At 71.5% G+C, this 21,323-nt stretch carries 17 protein-coding genes; 15 read left to right on the forward strand and 2 right to left on the reverse strand.

Annotation, left to right across the window (positions count from 1 at the left end):
• Positions 1-8: 8 nt before the first annotated feature.
• Complete coding sequence (locus VF106_RS07770) at positions 9-3,233, reverse strand: S8 family serine peptidase (protein WP_330838903.1); 3,225 nt, start codon at positions 3,231-3,233, stop codon at positions 9-11.
• Between the two features lie 181 nt (positions 3,234-3,414).
• On the opposite strand from VF106_RS07770, the gene VF106_RS07775 reads away from it, so the two are divergent.
• The 9 genes from VF106_RS07775 to VF106_RS07815 all read left to right on the forward strand — a co-directional run bounded on the left by VF106_RS07775 (position 3,415) and on the right by VF106_RS07815 (position 13,171).
• The gene (locus tag VF106_RS07775) at positions 3,415-4,413 is read left to right on the forward strand and encodes a DUF418 domain-containing protein (protein ID WP_330838904.1); all 999 of its coding nucleotides are present in this window, start codon (positions 3,415-3,417) and stop codon (positions 4,411-4,413) included.
• A complete protein-coding gene (locus VF106_RS07780) occupies positions 4,410-5,630 on the forward strand; it encodes a sensor histidine kinase (protein ID WP_330838905.1) in 1,221 nt (406 codons plus the stop codon). Before VF106_RS07775 ends, VF106_RS07780 begins: the two co-directional genes overlap by 4 nt.
• Positions 5,627-6,280, forward strand: coding sequence for a response regulator (locus tag VF106_RS07785; protein ID WP_330838906.1), 654 nt, complete (start codon positions 5,627-5,629; stop codon positions 6,278-6,280). The genes VF106_RS07780 and VF106_RS07785 overlap by 4 nt, the downstream gene beginning before the upstream one ends.
• 140 nt (positions 6,281-6,420) lie before the next feature.
• Positions 6,421-7,737, forward strand: coding sequence for a glycoside hydrolase family 43 protein (locus VF106_RS07790; RefSeq protein ID WP_330838907.1), 1,317 nt, complete (start codon positions 6,421-6,423; stop codon positions 7,735-7,737).
• A gap of 22 nt (positions 7,738-7,759) precedes the next feature.
• Complete coding sequence (locus tag VF106_RS07795; RefSeq protein ID WP_330838908.1) at positions 7,760-9,214, forward strand: glycoside hydrolase; 1,455 nt, start codon at positions 7,760-7,762, stop codon at positions 9,212-9,214.
• 69 nt (positions 9,215-9,283) lie between these two features.
• Positions 9,284-10,546 carry a hypothetical protein gene (locus VF106_RS07800; RefSeq protein WP_330838909.1) on the forward strand — a complete coding sequence of 421 codons (1,263 nt, stop codon included), beginning with the start codon at positions 9,284-9,286 and terminating at the stop codon, positions 10,544-10,546.
• Positions 10,543-11,379: a hypothetical protein gene (locus VF106_RS07805; protein WP_330838910.1), complete on the forward strand. Its 837-nt coding sequence runs from the start codon at positions 10,543-10,545 to the stop codon at positions 11,377-11,379. Before VF106_RS07800 ends, VF106_RS07805 begins: the two co-directional genes overlap by 4 nt.
• A 115-nt stretch (positions 11,380-11,494) precedes the next feature.
• The gene (locus tag VF106_RS07810; protein ID WP_330838911.1) at positions 11,495-12,094 is read left to right on the forward strand and encodes an ANTAR domain-containing response regulator; all 600 of its coding nucleotides are present in this window, start codon (positions 11,495-11,497) and stop codon (positions 12,092-12,094) included.
• Between the two features lie 207 nt (positions 12,095-12,301).
• Positions 12,302-13,171, forward strand: coding sequence for a DMT family protein (locus tag VF106_RS07815; protein ID WP_330838912.1), 870 nt, complete (start codon positions 12,302-12,304; stop codon positions 13,169-13,171).
• Position 13,172: 1 nt separating this feature from the next.
• Here VF106_RS07815 and VF106_RS07820 read toward each other — a convergent pair whose 3' ends face one another.
• Complete coding sequence (locus VF106_RS07820; RefSeq protein ID WP_330838913.1) at positions 13,173-14,501, reverse strand: jacalin-like lectin; 1,329 nt, start codon at positions 14,499-14,501, stop codon at positions 13,173-13,175.
• A gap of 59 nt (positions 14,502-14,560) precedes the next feature.
• On the opposite strand from VF106_RS07820, the gene VF106_RS07825 reads away from it, so the two are divergent.
• From VF106_RS07825 to VF106_RS07850, 6 genes are all read left to right on the forward strand, one after another.
• Complete coding sequence (locus VF106_RS07825) at positions 14,561-15,412, forward strand: RDD family protein (RefSeq protein ID WP_330838914.1); 852 nt, start codon at positions 14,561-14,563, stop codon at positions 15,410-15,412.
• A gap of 554 nt (positions 15,413-15,966) precedes the next feature.
• Positions 15,967-17,121 (forward strand): DUF7847 domain-containing protein, encoded by a 1,155-nt coding sequence (locus VF106_RS07830; protein ID WP_330838915.1) that lies wholly within the window; start codon positions 15,967-15,969, stop codon positions 17,119-17,121.
• A 5-nt stretch (positions 17,122-17,126) separates the two neighbouring features.
• Positions 17,127-17,738: a DUF4129 domain-containing protein gene (locus VF106_RS07835; protein WP_330838916.1), complete on the forward strand. Its 612-nt coding sequence runs from the start codon at positions 17,127-17,129 to the stop codon at positions 17,736-17,738.
• Complete coding sequence (locus VF106_RS07840; protein ID WP_330838917.1) at positions 17,735-18,844, forward strand: DUF4350 domain-containing protein; 1,110 nt, start codon at positions 17,735-17,737, stop codon at positions 18,842-18,844. Before VF106_RS07835 ends, VF106_RS07840 begins: the two co-directional genes overlap by 4 nt.
• Positions 18,841-19,821, forward strand: a complete 981-nt coding sequence (locus VF106_RS07845) for an AAA family ATPase (RefSeq protein ID WP_330838918.1) — start codon at positions 18,841-18,843, stop codon at positions 19,819-19,821. The genes VF106_RS07840 and VF106_RS07845 overlap by 4 nt, the downstream gene beginning before the upstream one ends.
• Positions 19,821-21,116, forward strand: a complete 1,296-nt coding sequence (locus tag VF106_RS07850) for a DUF58 domain-containing protein (RefSeq protein WP_330838919.1) — start codon at positions 19,821-19,823, stop codon at positions 21,114-21,116. Before VF106_RS07845 ends, VF106_RS07850 begins: the two co-directional genes overlap by 1 nt.
• The last annotated feature ends 207 nt before the right edge of the window (positions 21,117-21,323 follow it).

The raw sequence follows: 21,323 nt of genomic DNA on the forward strand, positions 1-21,323 counted from the left end.
GGACCCGCTCAGCGCACCGGGTAGGCGTCGATGATCGTTTGGGTGACCGCTCTTCCTTGTGCGGCAGTGGCTTCCGCGCGGACCGACACGGTTTGGCCTGGTCGGGGCACCAGGCCGGGCACCGCGGCGGTGAACGTGCCGTCGCGGCAGGGTTGGACAGTCGCCTTGTGCCAACGTTCGCCGTGGTCGGTGGACACCCAGAACCGCAAGGTGGCCTTCTCGACCGTGAGGGCGTCGGTGGCGCTCGTGGTCGACACGACGCGGAGGTCGAACATCAGCGGTCGCCACGAGTCGAGGCGGCCCAGTGTGTCGGTCCTCGGCTGGTAGTGCACCGACAGCAGTCGCGGCGCCTCGCCAGCCTGCGATGGGAAGGTCCAGCTGGTGGCGGTCCGCCGGCCGATCGGGAGGCGGGCCTGGTCCGGGGCGGAGGTGTGGTCCAGGCGGAACAGGGCCGGTTCCGGTGGCGTGTCGAAGTAGGAGCTGACGCCTACGCGGGGCAGTTCGACACCGTCGCGGTACAGGCGGAGTTCCTGGTTGCCCGCGGCGGCGGACTCCAGCACCGAACCCTGGTGCTCGCCGTCGCTCACCGCCACCGGTAGCAGGATCCGGCTCGTGCCGTGCGAACCGGCGATGACCGCAGGCGACAGCCCGCGGAACCACACCGGCGAGTGGCGGGTCCGTGGCGCGTAGGCGGTGGTCGGCTCGCACAGCCGCGCGACCGTCCCCTGTGGACCGGTCACACAGTGCCGCCACCGGATGTCCGGCGTGACCAGCTCGATTCGCCGCTGGGGCACGGAAAGCGGACGTGTGGTGATGAACGCCGCGGCGACCAGGTCTGTGTAGGCCTGCCAGGTCTCGGCATAGGTGTCCGCGACACCTGTCGGCGACCGGTAGTCGGCGTCGAGGCGAGCCAGATTCCTTGCCTGGGCCGACGAAACCCGGTACACGGGCGGGTTGGGGATCGCTGGTCCGCCAAGCACCACCTGGTAGGTCTCGGCGCGCCGGCCGGTCGCGTCGAGCCGCCAGCGGGTCTCGACCACCGCCTTCCCGGTGGACACTGGCCGGGTCGGTTGCAGGAACACGCGTCCGTCCGCGATCTCCTCCGGGGTGGCGTAGATCGCGTCCCCGATGGAGCCGCGGCCGAGCGCGTCCTGCCGTGCGTAGTGGACGGACACCGTGGACACCTCGGTGGGCACGCCGTCCACCGTCGCCGGGTCGAGCCGTCGCGCCCGCCGCGCGTCGATCGTGTAGGAGATGTCCTTGTCCACCAGTACTTCCGGTGAGCCGGCAAACGCCACCGTGGCCGGCTCGTCACCGCTGGCCGGGGTCTCGACCTTGGCGACCATGCTGACCGGTCCTGGCGCGACCCGGCCGACGCCACGGCCGTTCTCGTCCAGCCGGACCGTGGTGAACCCGCCGCCGAACCGGGGATACAGCTCGTTCATGTTGCCCAGCACCACGGTGCCCCCGGCCCACGGCTGTCCGTGCCGGTCGAGCACGGTCAGCGTGACGTCGTGGCGCGGCGGCTCCGGGTAGCCGCTCAACGGCAGGGTCATGGTGTCGAACCCCGGTCGGGTCAGGGAAACCAGCCCGTTGTACAGGCCGGCGTGCCCGGCCGCCGGGGTCAGCGTGACCGTGACCCGCTCGGTGGCGCCCGGCGCGACGGTCAGCGCGGCCGGTGTGATCGTGAACAGGTCGTCGGTCGCGGCGTCGCCGTACACGTCACGGGCCTCGTCGGTCAGCGCCACCTCCTGCACGGTGTCGCCCGTGTTGGTGAGCGTCAGCTCGACGCTGACCGGGTCGCTGCCCCTCGGGTAGCGCAGGTAGCCGAAGTCCACGTTGCCGCGGTTCAGCAACAGGGTCTCGGTCGTCGCACCGGGCAGGTCGAGCAGACCCGCGCCCTCCGCGTACGGCGAGGGGAACGCCACCTTGTGGTCGGCCGTGGTCATCAGCGCGGCCTTGAGGCGTTGCCAGTCCCAGTCGGGATGTTGCTGGCGCAACAGCGCCGCCGCGCCGGCGACGTGCGGCGTGGCCTGCGAGGTGCCCGACAGCGTGCGGTACGGGTTCGCCGTGCCGCCGCCGGCACGCGCACCGGCGATGTTCACACCGGGCGCGGTCATGTCCGGCTTGGCCCGGTACGTGCCCCTCGTGGGTCCGTTGCTGGAGAAGGTGGGCGGGCGTCCGTCGGCCCGCGCGGCACCCACGGTCAACGCACTGGCGGCGACGCCGGGGGTCTCGACGGTCGACGAGCCAGGCCCGGTGTTGCCGGCGGCCACGACGAACAGAGTCCCGGTCCGGGCGGTGAGTCCGTCCAAGGCCTGCGCGACCGGGTCGTCGCCGGCTGCCGCGGTGCCGCCGAGGCTGAGGTTCACGACGTCGGCGCCCTGCTCGGCCGCCCACTCCATGCCGGCGATGATCCACGACGCCTGCCCACGACCGTCCGAGCCGAGCACCTTGCCAGACAGCAGCCGCGCGCCGAACGCGACGCCATGCCGGGCACCACCCGCCGCTGAGCCGGTCCCACCGATGATCGAGGCGACGTGCGTGCCGTGCCCGTTCCCGTCGGCCGCCGACGCCTCCGCGGTGAAGTTGGCCTCCTCGGCGACCCGTCCCCGCAGGTCCGGGTGGTCCGCGTCGACGCCGGTGTCGAGCACGGCCACGTCCACCCCGGCGCCGGACAGCCCGGACGCCCACACCTCGGGCGCGCCGATCTGGGTGAGGTTGGCGTCCAGGTCGCTGGCCTCGACTGGACGGTCCAGCCACACCTTCTTCGCCGCCCGAGAGCCGGTCAGCATCGTGGCGGCGTCCCGCTTCGGCACCGACACCGCGACAGCGCCGATGCTCGGCAACGACCGGGCGCCTGCCGCGAACGCCGCCGAGCCGCCCTGAACGATCAGCGGCAGCGTGTCGGTGTCCGAGTCGGCGAACCCCATGGCCACCAACTCGGTGATGTTGAACAACTCCATGTCGAGGACGTCGGGCACCAGGTGGTCCACCCGGTCCGGCACGACGTAGACGTCGCCGTCGAGCCGGAGCGTGGTGTAGGAGCTGCCGTGTGCGCTGTCCGCCGGTTGTATCGCCACCTCGCCGTCGGGCCCGAGCGTGACCGTGTCACCGGTGATCAAGCTGACCGTAGAACTCGGCTCCGGCGCCGGGACCGGCTCGGCCACCGCCCCCGGTGAGACGACGACCAACAGGCCGGCGAGTGCGGCGAGCACCACGAACAGACGCATGCTCCTACGTCTACGTCACGGACTCCCCACGGGTAACGGAGAACCGTGGCGTCTTGTCGCCATGTCGGGAACCCGCCAATGTGGTCGGTCGCACGGAGGAGTCCGGCTAGTCCTGAGGTACGAGAGCGATCGGGCACGTCGGTGGAAGCGCTTCTGGCGCGCGCGACGCCACGATGAGGCGATGACGGCACAGGTGACCGGAACTGGAGCGTCCCCGACGACCCGGCGCATCGCCGCGCTGGACGCGCTGCGGGGCTTCGCACTGTGCGGGATCATCTTCATCAACATCCCGCAGACGATGAACATGATGGCCGACATCTCGCGGGCGCCCGAGGGCGTCCGGCTGTTCGTGCTCGGCCGGTTCTACCCGATCTTCTACCTGCTGTTCGGGCTCGGGTTCGGGCTGTTCCTGCGGTCCGCGAGCCGCCGCACGGCCAAACCTCGCGTGCCGATGACGCGCAGGCTCCTCGCACTCGGTGTGCTCGGCGCACTGCACCATCTGCTGCAGCCGGGTGAGGTGCTGCTGCCGTTCGCGATCACGGGTCTCGTGGTGCTGCTGCCATTGAGCTACGCGCCGGCGCGGGTGAACCTCGTGCTGGGGGCGGTGTTGACGGTGGTGGGCGTGCTGCTCGGGGTCGGCGGGTTCGGCGTGCTGCCGGGGTTGTTCGTGCTGGGTTTCGCGCTCGCGCAGGCGGGTTTCGCCGAGCACCTGCCACGGCTGGGCACCGCGTTGGGGGTCGCCGCGGCGGGCTGCGCGGTTCTCGCGGTCGTTACCTACGTCCTCGTGGTGTCCGGTACGGGCGGCGAGTTCCTCGGCCGGCGGATCGGGCTCGCCTTCTCGATGTCCATGGCGGGTCTGTACGCGGCGGTCTTCCTGTTGCTGCTGCGCACGTCGGCGGGGCCCGCGCTGTCGGCGGTGCTCGCACCGCTTGGCCGGATGGCGCTGACGAACTACCTGGCCGCGACCGTGCTGTTCGTGACGTTCGGCGCGGTCCTCGGGCTGCACGGGTCGGACCGGTGGGCCACCGCCGCGTTGCTCGGCGTGGCGATCCTGGCCGTCCAGGTGCTCTGGAGCCCGCTGTGGCTGCGCCGGTTCGGCTATGGTCCGCTGGAGTGGTTGTGGCGCATGGTGACCTACTGGCGGCGGATCCCCATCCGGCGGGAGGCAGACCCGAGATGACGTGGTGGCGGCGGTGGCTGGCCCGGCTCGGCGTCCACACGCCGGTCGGGCGGGACACCGTCGTCGCCGTGGCGCTCGCGATCCTGGGGCTGGGCCGGATCCCACTGGCGCTGCTGCTGAACGACGGCCGGTTGCCCGCGTCCGGTTGGGTGATCGCCGCTGCCACCCTGCTGTCCACACTGGACTTCGCGACGATCGCGGTGCGGCGCAGGGCACCTCGCGTCGCGTTGTGGGCCGCGGTCGTGGTCGTCGTGGCCGCGACCGCCCTCCCCGCGGCCTACCTCCTCACCGGGATCGGCGTGGTGGTGTGCGCCTACACCGTGGCCACGCTGCTGCCGCGCCGGCAGGCGGTCACCGTGCTCGGGTTGGCCGCGGCCGCGCACGCCGCGGGCGGGATCGTCTCGACCGCGCTCGACGGACGGCTGCACCTGGTGGCCACGTACTGGGCCTACGACGGCGGTCAGCCCGTCAACCTGGTGCTCATCTCGCTGGGCAGCGTCGGCGTTCCCGGGCTCGTCGGCCTGTACATCCAGACCACCCGCGCCTACACCGCCGAACTGGCGGCGCGCGTCACCCGGCTGGAGAACGAGCGGGAGCTGCGTGCCGCCGCGGCGGCGGCCGAGGAACGCACCCGTATCGCCCGGGAGCTGCACGACGTCGCCGCGCACGACCTGTCGGCCATCGTCGTGCAGGCCGGGGCCGCCGACCGGCTGCTCGACCGCGACCCGGAGAAGGCACGCGACACACTGCGGTCGATCCGCACGCAGGGCCGCCGTACCCTCACCGCCATGCGGGAGCTCGTCGGGATCATGCGCGTCACCCCGTCTCTGTCCACAGTAGACGATCTGGTGACCGCGGCCCGCGCCACCGGGATGACCGTCACCGTCCGCACCACGGGCACGCCAGCGTGCCTGTCCCCCGCCACCGATGCCGCCGCGTACCGGATCGTGCAGGAGGCGCTCACGAACGCCCGCCAGCACGCGCCCGGCGCCGAGGTCGAGGTGTCCGTCGACCACCGCGCGACCGAGGTCACCCTGATCATCCACAACGGACCCTCCTCGGGCGATGGCAGCGCGCCGGGCGGCGGTGGGCACGGACTGCTGGGCATGGGTGAACGGGTCCGCCACTGCGGCGGTGACCTGCGGGCAGGTCCAACCGAGACCGGCGGGTGGCAGGTGACGGCCCGCCTGCCGGTGGCGAACGGGGAGCCGGCGTGACGATCCGCGTGGTGGTCGCCGACGACCAGGCCGTGGTACGGGCCGGCTTCCGCACCATCCTCGAGTCCGAAGAGGACATCGTGGTGGTCGGTGAGGCGGCGGACGGCGCGGCCGCGGTCACCGTCGCTCGCCGGCACGGCCCGGACGTGGTGCTGATGGACGTGCGCATGCCGAACACCGACGGCATCGCCGCCACCCGCCGGCTCGCCGACACCGTGCCCGTGCTGGTGATCACGACCTTCGATCTGGACGAGTACGTCTTCGCGGCGTTGCGTGCCGGTGCCAGCGGCTTCTTGCTCAAGGATGTCGAGCCCGACGACCTGGTTGCCGCGGTCCGGGTCGTGGCGGCTGGCGACGGGCTGGTCGCGCCGGCGGTCACCCGCAGGCTCATCGCGGAGTTCGCCCGCGTGTCCAGGGCCCCCGTGTCACCGGCCCGCGACCGGCTGGCCGACCTCACCGAGCGGGAACGGGAGATCCTGCTGCTGGTCGCGAAAGGCCTGTCGAACGCCGAGATCGCAGACACGCTGTTCGTCACCGCGTCGACCGTCAAGACCCACGTCGGCAACCTCCTGGCCAAGATCGGCTGCCGCGACCGCGTGCAGGCGGTGGTCCTCGCCTACGAGAGCGGCATCGTCACCCCAGGCGGCTGAGCCTTGTTCACGTTCACATTCCCACTGTTCGGGTAGAGCCCGGTCGTTCAGGTTCCGGCCCATTGCCAGATCGGCGCGCCAGCAGCCATAGTGTTAGCGCTCACTCCGGTTTCACTCCAACGACGCAAGGAGCCGGATCCATGCGCATGCGCACCCTGCTCGCGGCGCTGGCCGTCCTGGCCACCACCCTGCTCGTGGGGTCCCCGGTCGCCCAGGCCGCCGGGCCCGTCGCCCACTACGTGATGACGGCGTTCACCAGCAGCAGCGAGTCCAACATGTACGTCTACGACTCCGCGAACGCCACCAACTTCAACCTGGTCAGAGGAAACGCCTACACCCCGCCGTCCGGGCTGATCCGCGACCCCAGCGTCATCCGCCACACCGACGGCTACTACTACGTCGTCTACACCACCAACTGGACCGGTGACACGATCGGTTTCGCCCGCAGCGCCGACTACGTCACCTGGACCTTCCTGCGCACTGTCCGAGTCGGACTCAACGGCTCGACCGGCAGCACATGGGCCCCGGAGTGGTTCAGGGACAGCGACGGCAGCGTGCACGTCGTCTTCTCCGCCTCCACGACGGGCACAGCAGGCCAGTTCCGCCCCTACCGGATCACCGCGACGAACGCCGACCTGTCGGCGTGGACGTCCCCGGTCGCGCTCGGCATCCCGGCCAACTACATCGACAGCTTCGTGGTCAAGGTCGGTGGGACCTACCACAACTTCCTGAAGAACGAGACCACCAAGTACATCGAGCACGCCACCGCGACCTCCCTCAGCGGCCCGTGGACGTTCCGCGGCGCCGGCAACTGGGCCGGGTGGGGCTCCGGTCTCGAAGGCCCCGCGCTGGTGCAACTCCCGGACGGCCGGTGGCGGATCTTCTTCGACCAGTACGGCGCTGGCCGGTACTACTACGCCGACAGCTCGGACCTGAACACGTTCGGCGCGAAGGTGGAGCTGCCCGGCCTGTCCGGGACGGCGCGGCACTTCACCGTGCTGCGGGAGATCGCGGGTGACAGCACGGCCGTGCCGACCGGCAACCGCTCCTTGCGGTCGGTCAACGTCACGGACCGGTACGTGCGGCACCGCGACTATCTGGCCTATGTGGAGCCGGTCAGCACGGCAACGGACCGGCAGGACGCCACGTTCACGGTCGTCGCCGGTCTCGCGAACTCGGCGTGTGTGTCGTTCCGGTCGGCGAACTTCCCGGACCGCTATCTGCGGCACTACAACTTCCGGGTGCGGCTGGACGTGAACACCGGCGACGCGACGTTCGCCAGGGACGCCACGTTCTGTGGCCGGACTGGTCTGGCCGGTGGGCTGTCGTTCGAGTCCTACAGCCATCCCGGCCGATACCTGCGGCACTACAACAACGAGGTCCGCGTGGACCTGTTCACCTCCGGCGCCACGTTCGCCGGCGACGCCTCGTTCACCGTCACCACGCCGCTCGCCTGAGCGATCCGGAAAGGACAGACCAATGGTCACCCGCAGGACAGTGCTGTCCGCCGCGGCCGCCGCGGCGGTGGGCACCACGTTGGGCACCAGCGTCGCGAGCGCCGACACCACCATCAGCGTCGACCCGACCGCCAACTTCGGTACCTGGGAGGGTTGGGGCACGTCGTTGGCCTGGTGGGCCAACGTGTTCGGCGACCGGGACGACTTCGCCAACCTGTTCTTCACCACGAACACCGTGTCCTACGGCGGTGCGTCGCTGCCAGGACTCGGCATGAACATCGCCCGCTACAACCTCGGGGCGTCCAGCTGGAACACCGTGAACGGCGAGACGATGGTGGCCTCGCCGAACATCCCGCGGTTCAAGCAGATCGAGGGGTTCTGGCAGGACTGGAACGTCACCGACCCGAACCAGTGGCGCTGGGCGGCGGACGCCAAGCAGCGCGCGGCGCTGACGAAGGCGGTGGCCCGCGGCGCGATGACGGAGCTGTTCGCGAACTCGCCGATGTGGTGGATGTGCCTCAACCACAACCCGTCCGGCGCCTCGGGCGGCGGGAACAACCTCCAGTCGTGGAACTACCGCCAGCACGCGGCCCACCTCGCGGAGACGGCCAGGCGCGCACGCGACAGCTGGGGTGTGAACTTCCGCACCGTGGACCCGTTCAACGAGCCGGTCGCGACGTGGTGGACCGCCACCGGGACGCAGGAGGGCTGCCATGTCGACGCGAGCATCCAGCGCACGATTCTCCAGTACCTGCGCGAGGAGTTGAACGCCCGCGGCCTGTCCGGCGTGCGTGTCTCGGCCTCCGACGAGTCGTTGTTCGACCAGGCCCGTTCGACCTGGGCGGCGTTCGACGCGGCCACGAGGTCGGTGGTGGCGCAGGTGAACGTGCACGGCTACCAGTACGAGGGCGGCCGTCGCGACCTGCTGTACACGGATGTCCGGTCGGCCGGGAAGATCCTGTGGAACTCGGAGTACGGCGACGGCGACGGCACCGGCCTGCGGATGGCGGGCAACCTGTGCCTGGACTTCCGCTGGCTGCACCCGACAGCGTGGTGCTACTGGCAGGTGATGGACCCGACCGCGGGCTGGGGCCTGATCCGCTACGACGGGAGTTCGCTCCAGGCAGGCCCGGTGGAGACGAAGCTGTACGTGCTGGCCCAGTTCACCCGGCACATCCGGCCGGGCATGCGGATCCTCGGCGCGAGCACGGACACGTCCGTGGCCGCCTACGACGCGGGCGCCCGCCGCCTCGTGCTCGCGGCGGTCAACAGCGGCGCGGCGCAGACGATCACGTTCGACCTGTCGCGGTTCACGACCGTGCCCACCACCACGGCCGCCCGGTGGACCACCGTGACGGCTTCGGGTGGGGACCGCTACGTGCGCCGGGCGGACGTGGTGCCGAGCGGCAAGCTGGTGCGCGTGGCGTTCCCGGCAGGTTCGGTGCAGACGGTGCAGTTGGACGGCGTCGTGCTCTGAGGTGTATCAGACCCGCGTCTCCGCCATCTCTGGTTCCGGAAAGACCGGCCGGAGGGGCGGAGGCGCGGCATGGGGAGTGGAATCGGGGCGGTGGTCGCCAGTGTGGTGATCGGCCTCGCGTTGGTGCTGCTGGCTCGGCGGTTGCGCGGGCGGGGTGAACGCACACCCGATCCGCGGGCGCTCGCCACGGAGGTGCCGAGGCTGAACGTCGTGACGCTTGGCACGCAGGGGGCGGGCAAGACGATCCTGCTGGCCAGCATGTACCGGTGCATGCAGACGCCTGCCGAGCGCGGCTTCTACCTCAAGGCGCCGCACGCACAGGTGATCGACCTGACCAGCTGGTTCCAGGACGTGGCCGACCCGTCGGACGTCTGGCCGGCCGGCACCAGCAAGTCGGAGATGCGTGAGTTCGAGTTCGACCTGCTCACCGCGACGGGGCAGGGTCAGGAGCCGGTGCTGCGGATCGGGTACCTGGAGTACGCGGGCGAGCTGCTCACCGAACCGCAGCCAGCCGGTTCTGCCATGCAGGCACAGCTCCTGTCGGCCGTCGGGCAGGCGGACGCGTTGATCGGCATCGTCGACGGGCTGCGGGTGCTGCAGGCGTTCCGCGGCCACCACCGCGGCGCGGCGATCCTGCAGCGCACGGTCGACACCATGGTGAGCACGATGTTCACCGCGCACAGCCCGATCGCGTTCGTGATCACGAAGTGGGACCTGCTCGACGAACTGCACCCCGACGCGAACGTGCGGCTCGGCATCGTGCGCAACCTGCTGTTGGGCATCGCCGGCTTCCGGGACCTGGTGCGTGAGCACAGCAGGCGCCGCGTCATCCGGCTGATCCCGGTCACCGCGGTGGGACACGACTTCGCGAAGCTCGACGACGGCACGGTGCACAAGAAGGCCGGCGGCCGGATCGAACCGGAGAACGTCGACATTCCGCTGTCCACAGTGGTCCCCGACGTGCTCATGCAGACAGAGCTGGCACTGGACGCCGCGACCCGGCAGGCGCTCGTGGCGCAGGCCCGGCGCCAGGCCAGGATGCGCCCGAGCGACGCGCTGAACGCACTCGGCACGTTCGTGCTGCACCGGACCGGCCGCACGCTGGCGACCGGTGGGCTCGGCCTGCTGGTGGGCTCGTGGCTGGCCCCGTTCGTGGACGCGACCGGCGGTCCGGCTCCACTGCCGGGCAGCGACCGCGGTGCACGGCTCGACGAGGCCGACCGGCGCGCACAGCAGGCGATCCTGGCGCGGCGCGCGGTCATCAGCAGCCTGCGGCACCAGACATCGGTGCTGGAGGCACGGTTGCCGGCCTCCCGGTTGGACGTGCCGTGACCGCCGCGACCGCGTGGCCGTTCCTGATCGCGCGGGGTCGGCGCCGCGGCTACACCGTGCTCGCCGCCCCCGCGTTCCTGGTGCGCGACGGCGCGGAAGGCTTCCTGGAGGAGGTCGTCGGCCCGCCGTCGGACCCGGTCGCGACACGGGAGGTCGTCGGCCCGCGAGACCGTCCACTGTGCCTGGTCTGGGCGGCCCACCGGTTACGCGGCGACGACATCGGCGAGCCGGACGATCCGGTCGACGAGCACAGCCGGCCACTGCGACTGCTGCACGGTTTCGTGTGCCCGGACGCGGTGGTGACCGACCCGAACCCCGCCGACCTGGACCGGACCCTTGACGCCGCCCTGGCAACCTACCGTCGATTCCTACGCGACGAGGAGGCGTTCACGGCCGAGGAATCGGCCGCGTTCCCGGTGACGGCGCGCAGCGTGGCGCCGGCCGCGGAGCGAACGCGCCCCATGCGGACGCGGGGACTGCTCGTCGCGGCCGGCCTGATCGCCACGCTGCTGCTGGGCCTGTGGGTCACCACCGGTGCCGGCGACGAGCCGCCGTCGGAACCGGTGGTGACGCTCGGCGAGACGGTCCACGGCACGATCGAGACCGCCGACGAGCAGGACAGCTACCTGCTCGACACGGGCACGGCGACGCACGTCGCCCTGCGCGACGCCCAGCCCGCACGCATCACCGTCCGACTCCGGGGCGCCCCCGACGACGGCGACGGCTGCTGGACGGTCACCGCGAACACCAGGTACCGGGTAACGGTGACCTCGGCGACGGGTGCTTACACGTTCCGGCTCGTCAGCTCGCCGCGGCCGTGCGGGCCCACCTGAGCAGGCTCTCGACCGCGGTCAGCACGATGCTCTCGGTGACGTCATGCCGTCTCCCCCGGGAGGACAGCCCAGCGGCGGCCATGTTCCGCACCCGTAATCCGGGTACCCGAACCCGATGGAAACGCCCCGAACCGATGACTGGGGCAGGGACAAGGCGGAATTCGTCGCGCGCCCGCCCGATGCGCCGCACCCGGCGGGCAGCCCCTGTTACGACGCCGCCCGGGATCCGGGCCTCGCCTACACCTACAGCCCTGACCTGGCCCAGAGCGTGCGGTGGCCGCGGTTCGGCCCGGACGCCGTCCAGCGCGGCTACCGGTCCGTCCTCTCCACCGCGTTGCTGCCGGACGTCACCGCGCCGAACCTGTCTGGGGCGCTCAACATCTACTCCCGTGAGCCGGATCGGCTCGGCGGGGAGCTCGACCGCGACCGCGCACTCCTGCTGGCCACCCACGCTTCGCTGGCCGTGGCGAACACCGAGGCCGTGCGTCTCGCCGACCTCCGCGAGGTCCAACTGCGCAAGGCACTGGACACCAAGGACATCATCGGACAGGCCAAGGGCATCCTGATGCAACGCCGCGGCATCGACGCCGAGGAGGCCTTCGACCTGCTGCGTCGCACCTCGCAGGACCTCAACATCAAGCTCGCCGAGCTGGCGAGCACCCTGACCGCCCGCCACACCGAACTTGACGACAACCACAAGAAAAGGATGACGTAGGAGCAGGTCCAAGTGGCCTGTGGCAGAAGGTTGCCTGAACAGCGGGTGGGAGTGCTCACACTCGATTCGACCTCGCCGCGAGCGCCCGGGCGCTACTCTGCGATCAAGCCCCGGTGTCACCACACCCGGGCCTCGGCACGTCCGAACGAGGACGCTGGGCCACACCCGTTCCGCCGGGCGAACCGAGAGAGTGGGCGACCGCTTGCGATGACCGACCTGATCATCACCATCGTGCTGTGCGTGGCGGTTGCCATCGCCTACGCCGCCGCGGCGCTCATCCAGGCCCGGTACGCCCACCTCGCCGTGCGGGAGCTGATCCGTGTCCCGGCGTTGTGGCTGGCGCTCGGGCTCAACGGGCTCGGCGCCGCACTGCACGTCACCTCGCTCGGCTTCGGCCCGCTGTCGCTGATCCAGCCGCTCGGTGTGCTCACGCTCGTGATCGCCGTGCCGTTCGCGGCGATGGCGGCGAAACGGCGGGTGACCCGGCTCGAGCTCAGTGGTATGACCAACACGGTGATCGGGCTCGCCGGTCTTGCGCTGATCATCACCACCACGGGACCTGGCGAGACACTCACCTCCGGTGAGTTGATCGGGCTGGCGGCGGCCACGGCCGCCGTCGTCGGGGTCCTCAGCCTGAAGGGACGGCGACCGGGGGCGTCGACGCTGTGGGAGGCGGTCGCGGGTGGCATGGCGTACTCGGTCTGCTCGGCCCTGTGCCAGACCGTCGTGGTGACCGTGGGCGACGCCGGGCCGGCGACGCTGCTGCGGCCCGTCACGATCGTCGCCGTCATCGCCATCGCCGTGTTCGCGGTCGTCGCGACGCTGGTCACGCAGCGCTCCTACCGTGACGGTCTCGCCGCCCCGCTCGCCGTGACCAACCTGGTCAACCCGGCCACCGCCACCGCCATCGGGGTGGCGCTGCTCGGCGAGAACCTCGCCACGACACCGGTCGAGATGGTCATCGCGCTCGTCTGCGCCGTGCTGAGCGGTTTCGGGGTGACGCAGCTGTCCCGCGCGCGGGACGTGGTCGACACCCCTTCCCTGGCTCCCCGTGAGGAAGTCAGCACGAGCGTGTGAGTTACGGGACGCGGGTGTAGATGACGCCCAGCTTGTCGACCTCGGCGCCCGCGCGGCCGTGGAAGCCGGCGATCTGCCAACCGGCGGGCGCGGTGAACGTGGCGGAGTCGGCCGTCGTGGTTCCGCCGGACAGGGTTCGGCCAGTGCTGGTCGTGAAGCCGACGGCGAAGATCCTGGTCCGGCCGTCCCGCTGTCCTGAGTGGAGGGTCACGGCGGTGAGGTGCTCCCCGGCGGCGAGGGTCAGCTGCCGGAGCGTCCCACCGGTGCCGCCGTGCGTGTACGAGGTGCCGCCGGCGAGCGTGAGCCCCACCTGGTCCACCCGGGTGCCGGCGCGAACGCTCACCTGTGTGACCCGCTGCCCGACCGGCACCGAGGCGACGTCGGTGAACGGCGTGCCGTGCGGGCCGCCGAACTCGTCGCTCAGGGACAGGCCGGGGTTGAGCGTCCACCGGAACTCCGCCGCGATCGGGTAGTGGTCGGACAGCATCTTGCCGTCGCTCGTGCGGAACGCCGCGTTCTCGTTGCCGTACCGGTCGAGGGTCAGCGTGACGTACCGGTTGCCGCGGTAGAGGATCTTGTCGACGACCTCGCAGGCGTCGGTCACGGCGGTGTCGTCGCAGACCAGCGCGGGGCTGCCGGCCGCGGGTGGCACGCCGCCCCGCTCCTCCTGGACCCAGGCGTCGGTCAACCCGTTGGTGGACAACAGGTCGCGGATGTTGTCGCCGGTACGGGTGTAGCGGGTGTTGGTGTCGCCGGCGACGACGACCGCGTTGCCGACCGAGTTGGCGGCGATGAACGCCGACAGCTCGGTGATGTTCGCCCGCCGGGCGGCCAGGTCGGCGTCGGTGGAGCCGGCGTTGGGGTGCAGGTTGTAGAAGTCGATCAGGACACCCTCGGCCAGCCGGACGCGCGACCAGGTGAACCCCTTTGGCGTCAGGCAGTCCGTCCCGTTGCAGGCGTTCCAGTCGTCGCGGGTGAGGTCTGAGTACGGGTGGTCCGACAGCGTGTTGAGCCCGTCGCCGAACCCGGCGCCACCGCTGGTGGGAGTGCGGAACGGGTGCGTGTCGTTCGCGTAGAGGGAGGCGTGGTAGTTGAAGTCCTCCTGGACGGCCACGATGTCGTACGGCCTGATCCGCTGGCCGATGATCGGCGTGTTCGCCTCGGGATTCCCGCTGGACAGCCCTTCCGGCAGCCCGGCGATGTTGTAGGAGAGGACCGAGAACGTCCCTCCACCCACCTCCACCGGCGGCGCGGCCGACGCGGAAACGGGTGCCCCGAGGGCGATTCCCGACACGATGAGGACGGATCCGAGCGACCGGAACAGTTTCACCATCCGACTGTATCGAGGTTGTCGATACAACGGTCCCGCCGAGCTGCGATAGTGACGACGTGTCCGATGTGGTGACCGGCGAGGCAGTCGCACTCGATCTCCGGCTGGCCCGGCTCGCGAGCCGCAGCCTCGCGCTCGCGCTCGACCTGCTGTGCCAGTTCGCGGCCCTCGGGTTGCTGGCGCTCGTGGTGCTGTCCGGCCCGAGCCCGCTGGACTCCGCGCTGGAGATCGCGCTCGGGCTGCTCATCGTCGTGGCCGTGCTGGTCGGCTACCCGGTCACCGCGGAGACGCTGAGCCGAGGCCGCACACTCGGCAAGCTGGCGCTGGGTTTGCGGGTGGTCCGCGACGACGGCGGCCCGATCCGGTTCCGCCACGCACTCGTACGTGGGCTCGCCGGTTTCTTCGTCGACTTCTGGGCGCTGGGTCTCGCCGGCGCCGTCGCTGTGTTCGTGTCACTGTCCTCGGTGAAGGGGAAGCGGGTGGGAGACCTGCTGGCCGGCACGGTGGTCGTGCGGGAGCGGATGCCCGCCGGTGGAACCGCGGCGCCGCTGTGGATGCCGGCGGGGTACGCGGGGTGGGCGGCCACCCTCGACCTGTCCCGACTTCCGGACGGCCTCGCGCTGGCCGTCCGCAGCTACCTGGCCCGCCGGCTCGACTTCAACGCGGGCGCCGCCGACGAGCTGGCGTGGCGCCTCGCCGGGGACGTGAGCCAACACATCGGTGTGCCCGTGCCACCAGGCGCCCGACCGGTGGACTACCTGGCCGCCGTACTCGCCGAACGCCGCGCCCGCGAGCAGGCCCGGGTCGGACTCTCGGGCCCGGCGCCGTGGTCCGTGCCCCCGGCGCAACCGGCGGCCCCGCCGCCGCCACCGTCGTCACCGGACAGCAACCCATTCGCACCGCCGGTCTGACAGGATGTCTCGTCCAAGAACGACACTCTGGGGGCAAGATGACCGACACCTCGGACCCGCGGGACCGGAGACCGGGCGACGACGAGCCAACCCCGCCGGGCGAGACATCTCCCGCCACACCGGCAGGCACCGCTGACGAGCCGACCGGGCCGGCACAACCAAACCCGACGGGACAACCGGCGACCGCAAGCTCCAGCAGCCCGGTCGACCCGGATCAAGCAGCCGCGGCCAGCGAAGGCACACAACCACTCTCCACCGAACAGGCCACACCCGAACAACCGGACGGCGCCAGCCAAGCCACGCCACCAAGCCCGGACGCACAGGCCACCTTCCAACAGCCAGCCGACGCCAACGAAAACCCGCAACCAAACCCCACTGAACAGGCCACACCCGAACAGCCGGAGGGCGTCGGGTCAGCCGCGCAACCAAACCCCGTCGCGGGGGCCGTTTCCGAACAGCCGACCTCCGCAACACAAGGCACACCACCCGATCCGGCCCAACCGGGCTGGGCAGGGCAAGCCGATTCCGGGCAGCAAAGCTGGACCGGGCAACCCGTGCCGGGGCAGCACGGCCAGCAGGGCTGGAGTGGCCAACCCGGCTGGACCGGCCAACCCGCGCCCGGCCAACCCGGCTGGACCGGGCAGCCCGCGCCCGGCCAACCCGACTGGACCGGGCAGCCCGCGCCCGGCCAAGCAGGCTGGACCGGGCAAGCCATGCCCGGCCAGCAGGGGTGGAGTGGGCAGCCCGCATGGCAGGGCGTGGCGCCGATGCCGCCGGTGGGTGGCGGTGGGTACGGGCAGACGGGCTGGGCGATCAAGCCCGGGGTGATCCCGCTTCGTCCGTTGGGGTTGGGCGAGATCCTCGACGGCGCGATCTCCACCATGCGCCGCCATCCCAAGCTGATGCTCGGTGTGGCGGCGATCGTCGTGACCGTGACCCAGCTGATCGTGCTCGCGGCGACCTATCCCCTGCTCGACGATCTCGGCCGGGCCGCCACGCTCGACCCCAACAACACGACCGAAAGCGAGCTCTGGAGCATTGTCGGCGCGAGTCTCGCGGTCACCGGGATCTCGATCGTCCTCCTGATCGTCTCCCGGGTGTTCCTGTCGGGGTTCGTCACGGCCGTCGTTGGCTCCGCGGTGCTCGGGCAGTCGTTGAGCGTCAAGGAGGTCTGGACGAAGGTGCGGTCCCGGATGCTGCCGCTGCTCGGGCTGACGCTCATCTATCCGGCCATCATGATCGGCGTCGTGTTCATCGTGGTCATGGTCACGGCGCTCGTGCCGCCGCTCGGGGTGTTGTTGATCCTCGGGCTCATCCCGGTCGGCATCTGGCTGTGGGTCATGTTCTGCCTCGCCACACCCGCGCTCGTGCTCGAGAACGCCCGTGTCGGGCAGGCGTTCGGCCGGTCACGGCGGCTGGTTTCCGGGTCGTGGTGGCGGATCTTCGGCATCACGTTGCTCGCGGCGGTCATCGCGTTCTTTCTCGCGTTCGTCATCTCCGTGCCGTTCGAGGCCTTTGGCGGTGGCTTCACGTTCCAAGCAGCCCCGCTGACGACCGAGTACCTGGTGCTGTCGACGGCCGGCGGCATCATCGCCAGCACGCTCACCGAACCGTTCGCCGCCGCGGTGATCGCGTTGCTCTACACCGACCAGCGGATGCGCCGCGAAGGCCTGGACATCGAGTTGGCACGGGCGGCCGGAACACAGTGATCGCCGTGCCCGTGGAGGTCGACCCGGACGCTGCCCGTGAGGCCGCGGCCCGGGAGCTGGCCGACCCGGCGTACGCGGCCGCCGAACCGTCGTTCCCGCAACAGGTTTTCGAGCGGATCGGCCGGTTCCTTGGCGACGTGCTGTCCGCGGTCGGTGACGTCGCGCCAGGCGGTCTGGTCGGCGCGATGATCCTGCTGTTGCTGGCGGTCGTGGTGTTCATCGTGATTCGGCTGCGGGTCGGCCCGCTCGCGAGGAGCCTGCGGAGCGATGTGGTCACCGTCGACCGCGGCCGCTCCTCCGAGGACTACCGGCAGGCGGCGGAGGCGGCGCGGGACAGGGGCGATCTCGGCACGGCCGTGCGGGAACGCTTCCGCGCGATCGTGCGGGAACTCGACGGCCGCGGCGTGCTCGACGAGCGGTCCGGGCGCACGGTGGACGAGATCGCCGCGCAGGCCGGCCAGCGGCTGCCACATCGGGCGAGCGAGCTACGTGCCGCCGCGACGCTGTTCGACGACGTGGTCTACGGCGGACATCCCCCGACCGAGGCCGGCTACGACGCCGTTGCCGCGCTGGACACGGCGCTCCAGGCTGAGCGGCCCGCCATGGCGGCGCGGTGACCACCTCGGTCAGCCCCGACGCCCGCCGGGTCTGGCGGACCGTCCGAGCGCCCGCCGCGATCGTCCTGATGATCATCGGGGTGAGCGTCGTGATCGCCATGATGCGCGGCGGTGGCGACGGCGGCAGGCTCGACCCGGATTCCTTCGCCCCGGAGGGCGGTCGCGCGTTGGCACGCCTGCTCGCCGCCGAGGGGGTTCGGGTGGACCTGGTGCGCACCGCGGCGGACGCGGAACGGGCCGCGCCCGGCGCCACCGTGCTCGTCACGAATCCGGACTGGGTGCCGCCGCAGCGCCTGGACACGCTCGCCGGCGACCTGGTGCTGATCGCGCCCGGACAAGACACAGTGGACGCGGTGGTCCCTGGCACGCGGGTCGTGGGCGACGCCGAGATCACCGACCGGGCACCGTCCTGTGCGCTGGAGAACGCCGTCACAGCGGGTGAGGCCACCACGGGCGGCGTCCGGTACCGGTCGGACGCCATGTCGTGTTACGCCGCCACACTGGTCCAGTCCACTGAGGACAGACGCACGGTGACGCTGCTTGGCACCGGCGAGCCGCTGACCAACGCCCGGCTCGACGAGGTGGGCAACGCCGCGCTCACGATGCGGTTGCTTGGCCGCCACGACCGGCTCGTCTGGTACGTCCCGTCACTGGACGACCCGGCGCTCGGCCCGGCGGAACGCTCACTGGTGGACCTGGTGCCCGACGGTGTCCGCTTCGGACTGCTACAACTCGCCATCGCGGTGGTGCTCGTGGCGCTGTGGCGCGCGCGGCGGTTGGGTCCGGTGGTGACCGAGCCACTGCCGGTCGTGGTGCGGGCGGCCGAGACCGTCGAAGGGCGGGCCCGGCTCTACCGCAGGGCGCGGGCCGCCGACCACGCCGGCGAGATCCTCCGCCATGCCGCGCGGGACCGCCTGATCCGCCGGCTCGGCCTCACGCGGAACGCGGGGCCGCAGGAGGTGGTGGCCACGATCGCGCGACGCACGGGCCGGCCCGAGACTCAGACGCACGCGCTGCTGTACGGTCCGCCGGCAACCGGTGAGGCGGAGCTTGTGCGGCTCGCCGACGCGTTGGACGCGCTGGAGAACGAGGTGGGGGGATCATGACGCGAACGGACATGCCGGCGGTGGACGCCGACGCGGCCAGGGAGGCACTGGTCGCGTTGCGCACGGAGGTCGCCAAGGCGGTCGTCGGCCAGGACGCGGCGGTCACCGGGTTGATCGTGGCGTTGTTGTGCCGGGGGCACGTGCTGATCGAGGGCGTGCCCGGTGTGGCCAAGACGCTGCTGGTGCGTGCGCTGTCGGCGGCGCTCGACCTGCACACCGCGCGCGTGCAGTTCACGCCCGACCTGATGCCCGGCGACATCACCGGTTCGCTGGTCTACGACGCCCATTCCGCCGAGTTCTCGTTCAGTGAAGGCCCGGTGTTCACCAACCTGCTGCTCGCCGACGAGATCAACCGGACGCCGCCGAAGACGCAGTCGTCGTTGTTGGAGGCGATGGAGGAGCGGCAGGTGTCCGTGGCGGGGCAGCCCCGTTCGCTGCCGGACCCGTTCATGGTGATCGCCACGCAGAACCCTGTGGAGTACGAGGGGACCTATCCGCTGCCGGAGGCCCAGCTCGACCGTTTCCTGCTCAAGCTCACGATGGCGCTGCCGAGCCGGGACGACGAGGTGAACGTCCTGCTGCGACACGCGAACGGCTTCGACCCGCGTGACCTCAGCGGTGCCGGGGTGCGGCCGGTCGCCGGGCGGGCGCATCTCGAAGCGGGCCGGGCCGCGGTGCGCGCGGTGACCCTGCGGCCAGACGTGATCGGCTACGTGGTCGACGTGTGCCGTGCCACCCGGTCCTCCCCCGCGGTGCGGCTCGGCGTGTCCCCGCGCGGCGCGACGGCGTTGATGGCCGCGGCGCGGACCTGGGCGTGGCTGTCTGGCCGTGACTACGTGACGCCGGACGACGTCAAGGCGCTGGCCCGTCCGGCGTTGCGGCACCGGCTGGAGCTGCGGCCGGAGGCGGAGCTGGAGGGGGCGACCGCCGAGGGCGTGCTCGACGGGGTGCTCGCCGCCGTGCCGGTCCCGCGCTGATGGCACTCACCGGCCGGGTCGCGCTCGTCGCCCTGTTCGGCGTCGCGGTGGTCGCCGTGCTGCTGCCGTCGTGGACCGGTGTGCTGGCGGTCGCGGCGGTGATCGCGATGGGCGTTGGTGCGGACCTGCTGTTGGCGGGCCGGGTACGTGGGCTGACCTTCGAACGCACCGGGGCGACCGCCGTCCGACTCGGGGAGCCGGCGGAGGTGACGCTGTCGGTGCACAACACTGGCACGCGCCGGCTCCGCGGTGTGCTGCGTGACGCGTGGCCGCCGGGTGCCGGCCCGATCGCCGACCGGCATCCGATCGACGTGCCGCCGGCGGGTCACCGAACCGTGGCGACCCGACTGCTCCCGACCCGACGCGGTGATCGCCGCGCCCACCGGGTCACCGTCCGCGCGGTCGGGCCACTGGGTTTGGCCGCGCGGCAGGGCGCGCACGAGGTGCCGTGGACCGTGCGTGTGCTGCCGCCGTTCCCGAGCCGCCGGCACCTGCCCGCCCGGCTGGAACGGCTGCGCGAGCTCGACGGTCGCCGCGCGGTGATGGTGCGCGGCGCCGGCACGGAATTCGACTCGCTGCGCGGATACGTCATCGGCGACGACGTCCGGTCGATCGACTGGCGGGCGACGGCGCGGGCGTCGGAGGTCGTGGTGCGCACGTGGCGACCCGAACGCGACCGTCACGTGCTGCTGGTCCTGGACACCGGCCGAACCTCGGCCGGACGAGTCGGCGACGCCCCAAGACTGGACGCGGCGATGGACGCCGCCCTACTGCTCGCCGCGCTGGCGTCCCGAGCGGGCGACCGCGTCGACCTGATCGCCTACGACCGACGGCTCCGCACGGCCGTGTCGGGCGCGGCGGCAGGCGAGGTCCTGTCGGCGATGGTCAACGCGATGGCGCCACTCGAACCGGAACTCGTGGAGTCCGACGCCGGCGGCATGGTCGCGGAGATCCTGCGCCGCGCCCGCCGACGCTCGCTGGTCGTGCTGCTCACCGGCCTGGACGCGGCCGCGCTGGAGCCGGGATTGCTGCCACTTCTGCCATCACTGACACACCGCCACCGACTCGTGCTGGCAGCGGTGTCCGACCCGAGAGTCACGGAGATGGCCACGGGCCGAGGCGACGTGTCGGCCGTCTACGAAGCCGCGGCCGCGGAACGAGCCCTCGGCGACCGGCGGCGCATGGCCGCGCTCCTCGCCGCCCGCGGCGTGGAGGTCGTCGACGCCGTCCCGTCGGAACTGGCGCCCGCCCTCGCCGACCGATACCTCGCCCTCAAGGCAGCCGGCCGCCTGTAGCCCGTCAGCCCCACCACCCCGCAAGCCAGCACCGCGCGCGTGTCCAACGAACCAGACCCGCGAGTCCAACCGTGGGAACCGGCGAGTTCAACACTGGAGACCCACAGCCCGCCTCGCGGGCAGTCAGGCACAGCCCGCCTCGCGGGCAGTCAGGCACAGCCCGCCTCGCGGGCAGTCAGGCACAGCCCGCCTCGCGGGCAGTCAGGC

This window comes from Actinophytocola sp. (genome assembly GCF_036378875.1).
GTDB lineage: Bacteria > Actinomycetota > Actinomycetes > Mycobacteriales > Pseudonocardiaceae > Actinophytocola.